This is a genomic window from Persicobacter psychrovividus, from assembly GCF_036492425.1.
Lineage (GTDB): Bacteria > Bacteroidota > Bacteroidia > Cytophagales > Cyclobacteriaceae > Persicobacter > Persicobacter psychrovividus.
Genome location: NZ_AP025294.1, coordinates 189,937 through 202,679 on the forward strand (window position 1 = coordinate 189,937; position 12,743 = coordinate 202,679).

The window sequence follows — 12,743 nt, forward strand, 5'->3', positions numbered from 1 at the left end:
ACTTATGATCCTCTAAATAGGATGAGGCAAACCAATGGAGCCCTTTCCAGTGTGATTGGTGGAATAAATAAAGGAGAAAGCCCCATATTCTACCCGACCATTGATAGCATTCTTTTTTTGCTTATTGGTGCATCCTTAGAGGAACGCTTAGATCTGTTCCCCCTCTTCAAGCCCACCAATCCCTTATTCCGACATAATCTGCTACAACTTCCACCACTCAATCCCAGGGAGTCACCCACAAGCCGGCAAATATATCCCACTGCGGAGCTAATGTCCATGCTACAAGGTGAAGAATTCGAACCGGAATATTCTACCAATTTTCCGGCATCAAGAATCCAAACCAAAATGGCGTGGGAAGATTTGGTGTTGCCACATCATGCGCAGGAAAGCCTGGAAGAATTGTTTATGTGCATGGAGCATGGAAAAAAAATAATGGCATATCCCCAATTATTGAAAAAAATGAAGCCAGGGTATAGAGTGCTTTTTTATGGTCCTTCCGGCACTGGTAAATCTCTGACGGCTTCGCTGATTGGAAAGACTTTTAACTTACCAGTATATCGGGTGGACCTGAGTATGGTAGTTTCCAAATGGGTAGGTGAGACAGAGAAAAATCTTAAGCAACTTTTTGATATTGCCGAAGACAAAAATTGGATTCTTTTTTTGATGAGGCTGATGCAATTTTTGGTAAACGCTCACAGGCCAACAGCTCAAATGATAAATATGCCAATCAGGAAGTGTCTTACCTTTTGCAGCGTATTGAGGATTTTCCAGCACTGGTAATTTTGGCCTCCAACTTGAAAGGTAACATCGATACGGCTTTCAACCGCCGATTTCAGTCCATCATTCACTTTTCTATGCCAGATGAAGAGATGCGCCATACGCTTTGGCAAAAAGCTTTCCCAAAAGAGTTCAAGCTTCATGATGAAATAGACCTTTGGCAAATTGCGAGCAATTACGAATTAGCTGGTGGTGCCATTAACAATATTGTTAGATATTGTATCCTTAAGGCCTTTGCTGAAAATAAAGAAATTATCAATGCAAATGACCTTCATTATGCGATTGTAAAAGAGTTTAAGAAGAGTGGGAAAATGGTGAAGTGAGGTAAAGGGTAAGCGAACACAATACTGGTCTTAGAAAAGATTTTAAGTCTCCCATTCTCGTGGTTAAAGGAAAATAGGGTTTACACAGATTTTAGGACGGTACCTATTTTTCAAGCGGGAGCACAAACTTCTCCCCATCCCATTGAACCTCAACAAAAACATCCGGATTATCCTCAACATAGGCGATTATGGTGGTGCCGTGCTGGGGGAGTTTTAAGCGATATTCAACATAATTATCTTCGATTTTTTGACAAAGTGCTCCAAAAACTTTCTTATATGGAAAAACTGGTTCAAGTTGCCATGCCTGCCGCTCCTTATTGAAAGAGAAAAAGCCATTTAGAAAAGGGAATTCAAGATATCCAGAGATAGAGGGAATTTGCTCTATGGCGATAATGTCCTGTTTTCTTTTTCTATCTTTAAACAGAACACACTGGCCTTGCTTTCCAAATTCAAGGTAGCCATTTTTAGCATCCAATGTATTAATCAATTTATCGCGATCCATTTTGCTTTCCAAAACAGGAAAGTCCTTGTAAACCTGCTCTTGTGTTAATAAAGAAAAATAATCTTTAACAGTCAGATTTTCTCTTTTTGCAATTTGCTTCTGCCAGTCAAAAGTTGGTGCTAACTGTCGATGATGTAATACGCCTAATGGTTTAAAACCATCTTCCGTAAGTTCATACTCCCTCCAGAAATATTCCCCATTATATACATGCGTAGAATCAAGTAGTAAAAAAAGAGCGGCATCACTCTCGGAATAAGAGTCGCCTACATAGTCCCACTCCATATCCTGTTTTGAAAAATATAGTGTATTCTTAATTGGTGAAAAGGTCAAAATACCAAACTTATCACTTTTACCAAAATAATCACTAAACCAAGAGGGATAGTTATTTTTGAAGTTAAGTTCAGTAAAAATATCGTTAGTTATGTCTAAAAATTCATTATTTCTATAATCATAAAACAACGACAAGTTTTGCTGCACTCCCGTAAATGTAGAAACATTTGAACTAACCCCAACAATTGTCCGATTGTACAACCGAAATATTTTTATTTGAATCTCTTCATTAAAAATCAATAGCTCATTTTCAGGAAAATATCCAAAAGGACAATTAATATTTTGACCACCATAAGCTGTCTCAAAACTTCCTGAACAATTATAATAAGGACTTATTGGACTAAAATAACTTGGCTCTTGATCTTTCCTGAAATCACCCTTTAATTCATTATTATCTAATAGTTTCCAAAACTTTAAAATAGTTTCACGTGATATTTGTTTATATACTGTATCAGGCAAACTAAGCGTCACTTCCCTTAGACTGATTTCCTTTTGCTGGGCAAATAAATTAATATTTACACATAATAAGGTAAAAAGTAAACTAATTTTTTTCATATAATACAATGTATTTGACAAAAAACACAAAGAGGTGTTTTTTGCTCTTGTTAAACATTTCCCATTTCATTAATTGATTCTTCCCTCTCGACTCATTTTCCTCTAAGTTTTGTGCTGCGACAGCGGTGAAATCACGTTTAGTTAAGTCCGCTTCATTTTCATTATAAATTGACTTATTCTTATATTTTACTCTGCTTACACTTTGGTCTTTTCCTTTATATAAATCACCTAATTCCCCATAACGATAATCTTCTGCATGCCTTCCATAAGGATCACCCACAATCAGGCCCTCTGAGGTTATGGATTGCACTGAAACGATATGACTTGATGTCTCTAAACCTTTATGCCTAATACTTAAAACAACTGCCCCTCCTTTATCCAAGGTATCTTTGATCTTCCCCTTCTCTTTTGCGGAAAATGGTAATGGTGGCTTTTTTTTGCCAGAATCATTTTCTCCATCAAGTTTAATTATTTTTGGGCTAAAAGCTCCTCCCCCCTGAAACTTAATATGGTTAATCTCTTCAGGGATAGCCTCCCTGAGCTTAGAGGTAAATATACTTGTTCTTTTCGCTGTTGACCCTTCCCGTAGATATAGATAAAAATCAATCAAGTCCTCCATTTGACCATGATCTTTAAAAATCTTTGCTAAATCGTTTTCTTTGCCAACCAATCCCCCATTTGTTCCTCCTCGAAGCTTTCTATAATTGGTAGTTCCCGCAGCAGTCGTTATCGCCATAAAATACGCTTCCGCCTTCGTTTCCCACAAGTTTACCAAATTTGGATGCTCTACCCCTTCCACCAGTTTAGCCTCTATGGCCGTTATCACATCGGAGCGGCTATTGCCTAATTTCTCCAAAGTCATGGCCATGGCGGTCACATTACAGGTAGCTTCCGGGATTGATAGGTTATCACTTTGCGTTCTGTATTGTGGAACACCCAGGCGAGAATTCCAATCAATGTTACTATGCCGAGAGCCTCCAACAGTGCGCTGGGGTTCTTCAGCAGCAGTCTGATCCAGGGTGGGTGCATTAAGGTCACCTGCCAATCGGGCTTCCAACTGTTGCGGATTATTTTCCCTTGAAGGGGAAATGGACTCATTTTGGTTAGCCTCAACTACTGCAGTAGGCTCCTCCGAAACTGTATCTACTTCTTCGACCGGCTTAAATTCAGTGATTTCAATAAACCCTCTTACTATTCCAGTAAGTTCATGCGGTACAAAAGTTCCCTTGGCAGTATCATCTGCTTCAGAAAAAGAAGGATTTCTATCTAAATTAGCGATCACCGGATATACTGGCGGATCCTTTGCTATATTCTCACTAAATTGTTCTATTTGATACAGCATTCCCTGTACAAAAGAAATTTTATCCGCTCCCGTTTTGGATTTAGCGGTTTCCAGCTGATCTTCCAGGTACTTTTTCAGCTTCTCCATCGTATCTCTTCGGCTTATCGCTGCTCCTGTAGCCAAATTTGCAGAAGCATCCTTTATCCAACCCAATGACTCTTGCCCATCAGAATATTTAATCTGAGCATAATCCCCCTCGGTGGAAGTAAAGGACTGCAAAATTTGGTAATCGCAATTATCTTCTAACTTATCATTGCCCTCTTTTTCACCCGGAGCGGTCAATAGATCAACATCATTGTATAAAACTTTATAATTAGCTGAATCTGAAGAGGTAATTGATTTTACTGCATTAGATTTTGAAGTCCACCATACCTGAGTGCTATCGGCAACACTTTCAACTTTGATGTATTTTCCGTTTGCTGAAGTTTCGATCACCTTCACCGCAGACCATTGTGGAATTTTAGACCCTGTTGAAGTAAAGTTGTTTTCCGCAGACCTAATAATGGCATTTTTATCAAAAATATAGTAAACGTTCGGGGACGATTCTGATACAGTATCTGATTTTTCAGAGGAAATAGTTTCCGTCTCAACATTCAATTCATTATACCATGCACCAATTTGGCCATTTGATGTTGAGTTTAACAATTCTGAATCAATAGGCGCATAATTAGTAACTTGTTTCTGTTGGTTATTTTTTTGGCGCTGGTTGCGATTATAATCAGGGCCAACTTGGCGATCTGGGCTTCTGGTCCTCATTTATTTAAAGTTTAGTTTAAATATATCATTTTTATAACTAAATATGTGACTTAAAATTAATTTAAGATAAATTTATTATTTTCTATATCAATGATTGCTGAAGAAATAAAGGTGTTGATAAACCATCTCACTGAGTGCTTTGCTTCAAAGGAAGAGGTAAACGACAGTAGCCTACTGTTAGGGATGTCAAAAGAGGCAATCCTTGATATCTTTAACCGATCGAACTTTAAAAGTTGCTTGCCATTTAAAGTTAACCCTATTGAATATTTTGTACTAATTAGTGCCGCTGCTCCTTTCCTCGTTCCCAATACTTATGATCCTCTAAATAGGATGAGGCAAACCAATGGAGCCCTTTCCAGTGTGATTGGTGGAATAAATAAAGGAGAAAGCCCCATATTCTACCCGACCATTGATAGCATTCTTTTTTTGCTTATTGGTGCATCCTTAGAGGAACGCTTAGATCTGTTCCCCCTCTTCAAGCCCACCAACCCCTTATTCCGACACAATCTATTACAACTTTCACCACTCAATCCCAGGGAGTCACCCACAAGCCGGCAAATATATCCCACTGCGGAGCTAATGTCCATGCTACAAGGTGAAGAATTCGAACCGGAATATTCTACCAATTTTCCGGCATCAAGAATCCAAACCAAAATGGCGTGGGAAGATTTGGTGTTGCCACATCATGCGCAGGAAAGCCTGGAAGAATTGTTTATGTGGATGGAGCATGGGAAAAAAATAATGGCATATCCCCAATTATTGAAAAAAATGAAGCCAGGGTATAGAGTGCTTTTTTATGGTCCTTCCGGCACTGGTAAATCTCTGACGGCTTCGCTGATTGGCAAGACTTTTAACTTACCAGTATATCGGGTGGACCTGAGTATGGTAGTTTCCAAATGGGTAGGTGAGACAGAGAAAAATCTTAAGCAACTTTTTGATATTGCCGAAGACAAAAATTGGATTCTTTTTTTGATGAGGCTGATGCAATTTTTGGTAAACGCTCACAGGCCAACAGCTCAAATGATAAATATGCCAATCAGGAAGTGTCTTACCTTTTGCAGCGTATTGAGGATTTTCCAGCACTGGTAATTTTGGCCTCCAACTTGAAAGGTAACATCGATACGGCTTTCAACCGCCGATTTCAGTCCATCATTCACTTTTCTATGCCAGATGAAGAGATGCGCCATACGCTTTGGCAAAAAGCTTTCCCAAAAGAGTTCAAGCTTCATGATGAAATAGACCTTTGGCAAATTGCGAGCAATTACGAATTAGCTGGTGGTGCCATTAACAATATTGTTAGATATTGTATCCTTAAGGCCTTTGCTGAAAATAAAGAAATTATCAATGCAAATGACCTTCATTATGCGATTGTAAAAGAGTTTAAGAAGAGTGGGAAAATGGTGAAGTGAGGTAAATGGTAAGCGAACACAATACTGGTCTTAGAAAAGATTTTAAGTCTCCCATTCTCGTGGTTAAAGGAAAATAGGGTTTACACAGATTTTAGGACGGTACCTATTTTTCAAGCGGGAGCACAAACTTCTCCCCATCCCATTGAACCTCAACAAAAACATCCGGATTATCCTCAACATAGGCGATTATGGTGGTGCCGTGCTGGGGAAGCTTTAATCTATACGAAAATCGTTTGTTTTCCGAAAGGCTTCTTAAGGAGCTAGATACCTCTTCATAAGGAAAAACAGGTTGTATTTCCCAACAGTCGGTGGTTCTGTTAAAAGCATAAAAGCCATTTAAAAGTAGACCTTCATAATTTCGAGAGCCTATCTGTTCCACCGCAATAATATCAATGTTGTCCACTCGATTCTTGAAAAGGACGCATTGTCCCGAGTCAGAAAAAGTTATATAACCATTTTTAGCATCAAATTTATTGATCAAATCAAGTCGACTTTTTTCGCTTTCAGTCCTGGAAGGGACCAGAAAAAGTTGCCTTGAATTCAATAAAGAGAAATAGTCTTTAATACTTAATTTGGGTTTCGCCTGAAGATGTTTCTGCCAACTATATTCAGGCCTTAATTCTTGATTATTAATACTTCCTGATACCGACAGCTGCTCTCCGGTTAACACATAGTTTCGTCGGAAAAACTCTTGTTCCAAATGGTTAGAGTCTAGTAAGAACAGAGCAGGGCTACCCGTCCTATCCATTTCAAAGAATCCATAAAATGAATCAACAATGGTTATTTCATCGGTCTCATTTAATTCAATAAGGTAATTTTTATAATCAGACTTATGGTCAATAATGTCCTGACCATAATAAGCTTTCAAAAAGGCCTGAAAACTATCCGGATAATTATCCGAGCAATAATCAAAACCTCTAAATACTCTTTGAGTAATATCCACCAAATCCCTTTTGTCCCACTCATAAAAAAGCGTTAGTTCCTGTTCAGGAACATCAAACAGGTCCTGATTAGAAACACTAACAACTACATAGGAATTAGGAAGTGCTGTCAAAATCTTTATTTGAAAAAACAATCCGGTACCCGCAATATAAGTTTCAAAGAAAGAAGAGGGAGTTGTTTCTGAAGAAAATTGAACAAAATCCTCAGAATGAGTAATATCAGTTCCAATATAATGGGTGATCGTATCTGGCAAATGCTTCATCAGCTCAACCAAATTATATTTAACTTCCTGCCCATGGACAACACTGATCCTGAGCAGAATCAATAATACAGCTATACTAATTTTTCTTATAAGTGACATAATAAAATACGAATCTTCTATTGCTTTTAAGTTTACTTTCATTGACCATTTCCCATTTTATTAATTGAGAATCGCCTCTTTTTTCTTCAGGTGTCAAATTTTGAGCAGCTTCCGCCGTAAAGTCACGCTTTGTTAAATCCACCTCATTTTTATTATAAATTGGCTCATTCTTATATTCATAATCACTCCTACTCCCGGGCATATTTTTACCTTTAAATAAATCTCCGGATTCACCATAACGGTAGTCCTCTGCATGCCCACCGTAAGGATCATCCACTATTAACCCTTCTGATGTAATAGACTGAACTGAAACAATATGACTACCTTTAACTCCCCCTTTATGATTCACACTAAGCACCACTGCACCTCCGGCATCAAGGGTTTCTTTAATATCCTGTTTATGCTTTGCCGTGAATGGTTTTTTCCCAAGATATTTTCTATCTGGAGAAAAGGCCCCTTCATTTTGATAATCCTGATTATTAATCTCCTCAGGAACAACATCCATAAAGTCAGTACTAAATATATATTTTCTTTTCTCTGTTTCCCCTTCTCTTAAATATAAATAAAAATCAATCAAGTCTTCCATTTGACCATGATCTTTAAAAATCTTGGCCAAATCACTTTCTTTCCCTATTAAACCCTCGTTCCCTCCTCTTAGCCTTTTATAAGAATCCTGATTTTTATTACCCGCAGCGGTCGTTATCGCCATAAAATACGCTTCTGCCTTCGATTTCCACAAGTTTACCAAATTTGGATGCTCTATCCCTTCCACCAGTTTAGCCTCTATGGCCGTTATCACATCGGAACGGCTATTGCCTAATTTCTCCAAAGTCATGGCCATGGCGGTCACATTACAGGTAGCTTCCGGGATTGATAGGTTATCACTTTGCGTTCTGTATTGTGGAACACCCAGGTGAGAATTCCAATCAATGTTACTATGCCGAGAGCCTCCAACAGAGCGCTGGGGTTCTTCAGCAGCAGTCTGATCCAGGGTGGGTGCATTAAGGTCACCTGCCAATCGGGCTTCCAACTGTTGCGGATTATTTTCCCTTGAAGGGGAAATGGACTCATTTTGGTTAGCCTCAACTACTGCAGTAGGCTCCTCCGAAACTGTATCTACTTCTTCGACCGGCTTAAATTCAGTGATTTCAATAAACCCTCTTACTATTCCAGTAAGTTCATGCGGTACAAAAGTTCCCTTGGCAATATCATCTGCTTCAGAAAAAGAAGGATTTCTATCTAAATTAGCGATCACCGGATATACTGGCGGATCCTTTGCTATATTCTCACTGAATTGTTCTATTTGATACAGCATTCCCTGTACAAAAGAAATTTTATCCGCTCCCGTTTTGGATTTAGCGGTTTCCAGCTGATCTTCCAGGTACTTTTTCAGCTTCTCCATCGTATCTCTTCGGCTTATCGCTGCTCCTGTAGCCAGATTTGCAGAAGCATCCTTTATCCAACCCAATGACTCTTCACCATCAACATATTTAATCTGAGCATAATCCCCCTCGGTGGAAGTAAAGGACTGCAAAATTTGGTAATCGCAATTATCTTCTAACTTATCATTGCCCTCTTTTTCACCCGGCGCGGACAATAGATCAACATCATTGTATAAAACTTTATAATTAGCTGAATCTGACGAGGTATCAGATTTTACTCCATTAGATTTTGAAGTCCACCATAGCTGAGTGCTATCGGCAACACTTTCAACTTTGATGTATTTTCCGTTTGCTGAAGTTTCGATCACCTTCACCGCAGACCATTGTGGAATTTTAGATCCTGTTGAAGTAAAGTTGTTTTCCGCAGACCTAATAATGGCATTTTTATCAAAAATATAGTAAACGACCGGGGACGATTCTGATACAGTATCTGATTCTTCGGAACAAATAGCTGCCGTTTCAGTGGTCAACTCATTATACCATGCACCAATTTTGCCATTTGATGTTGAGTTTAACAATTCTGAATCAATAGGCGCATAATTGGTAACTTGTTTCTGTTGGTTATTTTTTTGGCGCTGATTGCGATTATAATCAGGGCCAACTTGGCGATCTGGGCTTCTGGTCCTCATTTATTTAAAGTTTAGTTTAAATATATCATTTTTATAACTAAATATGTGACTTAAAATTAATTTAAGATAAATTTATTATTTTCTATATCAATGATTGCTGAAGAAATAAAGGTGTTGATAAACCATCTCACTGAGTGCTTTGCTTCAAAGGAAGAGGTAAACGACAGTAGCCTACTGTTAGGGATGTCAAAAGAGGCAATCCTTGATATCTTTAACCGATCGAACTTTAAAAGTTGCTTGCCATTTAAAGTTAACCCTATTGAATATTTTGTACTAATTAGTGCCACTGCTCCTTTCCTCGTTCCCAATACTTATGATCCTCTAAATAGGATGAGGCAAACCAATGGAGCCCTTTCCAGTGTGATTGGTGGAATAAATAAAGGAGAAAGCCCCATATTCTACCCGACCATTGATAGCATTCTTTTTTTGCTTATTGGTGCATCCTTAGAGGAACGCTTAGATCTGTTCCCCCTCTTCAAGCCCACCAATCCCTTATTCCGACATAATCTGCTACAACTTTCACCACTCAATCCCAGGGAGTCACCCACAAGCCGGCAAATATATCCCACTGCGGAGCTAATGGCCATGCTACAAGGTGAAGAATTCGAACCGGAATATTCTACCAACTTTCCGGCTTCAAGAATCCAAACCAAAATGGCGTGGGAAGATTTGGTATTGCCACATCATGCGCAGGAAAGCCTGGAAGAATTGTTTATGTGGATGGAGCATGGGAAAAAACTAATGGCACACTCACAATTGTTGAAAAAAATGAAGCCAGGATATAAAGTGCTTTTTTATGGTCCTTCCGGCACTGGTAAATCCCTGACGGCTTCGCTGATTGGCAAGACTTTTAACTTACCAGTATATCGGGTGGATCTGAGTATGGTAGTTTCCAAATGGGTGGGTGAGACAGAGAAAAATCTCAAGCAACTTTTTGACATTGCCGAAGACAAAAACTGGATTCTATTTTTTGATGAGGCTGATGCTATTTTTGGTAAACGCTCACAGACCAACAGCTCAAATGATAAATATGCCAATCAGGAAGTGTCTTACCTTTTGCAGCGTATTGAGGATTTCCCAGCACTGGTAATTTTGGCCTCCAACTTCAAAGGTAACATCGATACGGCTTTCAACCGTCGATTTCAGTCCATCATTCACTTTTCTATGCCAGATGAAGAGATGCGTTATACGCTTTGGCAAAAAGCTTTCCCAAAAGAGTTCAAGCTTCATGATGAAATAGACCTTTGGCAAATTGCGAGCAATTACGAATTAGCTGGTGGTGCCATTAACAATATTGTTAGATTTTGCATCCTTAAGGCCTTTGCTGAAAATATAGAAATTATCAATGCTAATGATCTTCATTATGCGATTGTAAAAGAGTTTAAGAAGAGTGGGAAAATGGTGAAGTGAGGTAAAGGGTGAGCGAACACAATACTGGTCTTAGAAAAGATTCAAAGACCAGTTTTGTGGACTATATTGGGCAATTTGACCCCACGCAAAAATACCAACGATTCCTATTTTGATTGATATTAGTATCATTAGTTGATGAAAATTTATATTTTTACCTTAAATTATATCAACATGAATCGCTACCTATTTTTCCTTATTTTTTGTATCAATATGATCACCAACACGATGGCACAAAAGCTGAATGCTTCAGTTTACCGTTCGGAATCCAGATACCTTGCAAATTTTGAACTGGCCGATGATGTCTTGGTGCCTTACCGTGTGGGCGAGCTGTTTGGCTATATGAATAAAGATAAGGAACTTGTGATTGAACCCCAATGGCAGGATGCCTTTCCCTTCCGACATGGAGTGGCGGCAGTGGGTAAACATTTCTATAAAAAAGGAGCATACGAAGTCGATACCACTACCCTTTATGCCCTGATCAATACCCAAGGGGAACTTTTGACGGATTATAGTTACCGTACCATTAAGCCATTTGATGCCAATGGATTAGGTAAAACTAAACACATCAGTGGCTATTGGGGCGCCCTGAACACCAAGGGGGAAGAGCAGATTCCGATGGGTTTTAAAGAAATATATTATCAACAAACCGGTATTTACAAAGTCAAATACGATGGTAAGGCGAGCTTCATTGATAAAAATGCCAAGGTGGTTTTCCCTATTGAATATGATGATGTGTCTCTTTGCCGTGATTTGGATAGCTATATGGTTGAAAAAGACGGCAAACAAGCCTATTATGATGCGGACTTTAAGCCTATCACGGGCTTTGACTATAAGGCTAATCGCTTAGATGCCGGCTTTATGTTTGGCATGGCACGTGTGCATAAAGGAGATCAAACTATGATCATCAATAAAAAAGGAGAGGTGTTGGTCAATATCACCGAAATGGGTTATGAAAGGTGTGGCATATTAGCTAAAGATTTTATTGTTGTATCTATTAAACACCCTGATCCCAAAAATTTTGAAGATCATTATAAAACCTATAAGGGGATTATGAGGGCTTCTACTAAGGAGCTTATTATTGATCCTAAAAAAATGGAATATTATTCGATAGGCACATTATATACAGAAGATGTAGCCCCCCCTCTTTTCATTTTCATTAATACCGATTATATGTTGGGTGATTCTCGTAGAAAAATTGGACTTATGGATACTGAAGGAAAGATTGTCCTTCCTGCGGTCTATGATTTAATTACCTCTACTTATTTAAATAATGGAATTTTTTTATTAGAGAATAAATACGGTCCTTACTCTTATGATAATTACTTTTATGATTCAAAATCTTTAGAAAAAATTGGCCCAATTAAAGGCGGAGTACATGCTTTATCCATGCCCTCTGATATCGGGCTAACGGTTTTCGTGCAAACAATAATGGATGGTGATGAAAAATATAGTGGTATCATTGGGCTTGATGGTAAGGAAATGATACCCCCGAAATATGATCGATTCAAAGGATTTGATGAGCAAGTTTTTGCATCAGAAGGTATATTTTACGTGGTGCACAATGGATTGAAATTTTATGTGGATGCTTTTGGCTATGAATACAAAAAATAAGGACTATAAAAGTATGTCCTTATTTAAAGAGCTCTTCTTCAAATATTTGATGCATAAATTTAGGAATGTCCGATTTAGGGAATTTATGGGTCAGAATGATATTTAATATGTGGCTTACTTTGGATAGGAAAACCTCTCGAATATCGATATGATAGACTAATCCGCCATGAACATCCCCAAAAAGTTTGGCTTTGAGGCTATCTTGTTGAAAATTTATAATTATGTTGATCAAATACGTGATTTGTAATGCCGTAGGGCGTTGCATGCAACGTCCGTACCGAAAGGTACAAAAATATTCGACAGCCAAGATTCGATCTACCCAAAAAACCTCAAGCCAATGACATCGGGTCAGCC

Annotated in this window: 8 protein-coding genes and 2 pseudogenes; 6 read left to right on the plus strand and 4 right to left on the minus strand. The window is 38.5% G+C overall.

Going from position 1 to position 12,743, the window contains the following annotated elements; all coding sequences use genetic code 11:
- Positions 1-459 precede the first annotated feature (459 nt).
- Both AABK40_RS23870 and AABK40_RS17925 read left to right on the plus strand, forming a co-directional pair.
- Positions 460-794 (plus strand): annotated as a pseudogene (locus AABK40_RS23870) (ATP-binding protein); the annotation flags it as partial.
- The gene (locus tag AABK40_RS17925) at positions 795-1,100 is read left to right on the plus strand and encodes an ATP-binding protein (protein ID WP_338398850.1); all 306 of its coding nucleotides are present in this window, start codon (positions 795-797) and stop codon (positions 1,098-1,100) included.
- A gap of 103 nt (positions 1,101-1,203) precedes the next feature.
- On the opposite strand, the gene AABK40_RS17930 is transcribed toward AABK40_RS17925, so the two are convergent.
- Together AABK40_RS17930 and AABK40_RS17935 are read right to left on the minus strand one after the other, a co-directional pair.
- A complete protein-coding gene (locus AABK40_RS17930; protein ID WP_338398851.1) occupies positions 1,204-2,487 on the minus strand; it encodes a hypothetical protein in 1,284 nt (427 codons plus the stop codon).
- Positions 2,474-4,585, minus strand: coding sequence for a hypothetical protein (locus AABK40_RS17935; protein WP_338398852.1), 2,112 nt, complete (start codon positions 4,583-4,585; stop codon positions 2,474-2,476). The genes AABK40_RS17930 and AABK40_RS17935 overlap by 14 nt, the downstream gene beginning before the upstream one ends.
- 768 nt (positions 4,586-5,353) lie before the next feature.
- On the opposite strand from AABK40_RS17935, the pseudogene AABK40_RS23875 reads away from it, so the two are divergent.
- Positions 5,354-5,688: pseudogene (locus tag AABK40_RS23875) on the plus strand (ATP-binding protein); the annotation flags it as partial.
- Positions 5,689-5,994, plus strand: coding sequence for an ATP-binding protein (locus tag AABK40_RS17945; RefSeq protein WP_338398850.1), 306 nt, complete (start codon positions 5,689-5,691; stop codon positions 5,992-5,994).
- Positions 5,995-6,097: 103 nt separating this feature from the next.
- On the opposite strand, the gene AABK40_RS17950 is transcribed toward AABK40_RS17945, so the two are convergent.
- Both AABK40_RS17950 and AABK40_RS17955 read right to left on the minus strand, forming a co-directional pair.
- Positions 6,098-7,339, minus strand: coding sequence for a hypothetical protein (locus AABK40_RS17950; RefSeq protein WP_338398854.1), 1,242 nt, complete (start codon positions 7,337-7,339; stop codon positions 6,098-6,100).
- Complete coding sequence (locus AABK40_RS17955; protein WP_338398855.1) at positions 7,275-9,368, minus strand: hypothetical protein; 2,094 nt, start codon at positions 9,366-9,368, stop codon at positions 7,275-7,277. Before AABK40_RS17955 ends, AABK40_RS17950 begins: the two co-directional genes overlap by 65 nt.
- Positions 9,369-9,698: 330 nt before the next feature.
- Here AABK40_RS17955 and AABK40_RS17960 point away from each other — a divergent pair, with 330 nt between their 5' ends.
- A complete protein-coding gene (locus AABK40_RS17960; RefSeq protein WP_338398856.1) occupies positions 9,699-10,778 on the plus strand; it encodes an ATP-binding protein in 1,080 nt (359 codons plus the stop codon).
- Positions 10,779-10,949: 171 nt separating this feature from the next.
- The gene (locus tag AABK40_RS17965; protein WP_338398857.1) at positions 10,950-12,389 is read left to right on the plus strand and encodes a WG repeat-containing protein; all 1,440 of its coding nucleotides are present in this window, start codon (positions 10,950-10,952) and stop codon (positions 12,387-12,389) included.
- Positions 12,390-12,743 lie beyond the last annotated feature (354 nt).

Bases quoted from the DNA above. Each gene is read 5' to 3' on its own strand.
- AABK40_RS17955 (WP_338398855.1), bottom strand. From the start codon at position 9,368: ATGAGGACCAGAAGCCCAGATCGCCAAGTTGGCCCTGATTATAATCGC.
- AABK40_RS17965 (WP_338398857.1), top strand. From the start codon at position 10,950: ATGAATCGCTACCTATTTTTCCTTATTTTTTGTATCAATATGATCACC.
- AABK40_RS17960 (WP_338398856.1), top strand. From the start codon at position 9,699: ATGAGGCAAACCAATGGAGCCCTTTCCAGTGTGATTGGTGGAATAAAT.
- AABK40_RS17950 (WP_338398854.1), bottom strand. From the start codon at position 7,339: ATGAAAGTAAACTTAAAAGCAATAGAAGATTCGTATTTTATTATGTCA.
- AABK40_RS17930 (WP_338398851.1), bottom strand. From the start codon at position 2,487: ATGAAAAAAATTAGTTTACTTTTTACCTTATTATGTGTAAATATTAAT.
- AABK40_RS17935 (WP_338398852.1), bottom strand. From the start codon at position 4,585: ATGAGGACCAGAAGCCCAGATCGCCAAGTTGGCCCTGATTATAATCGC.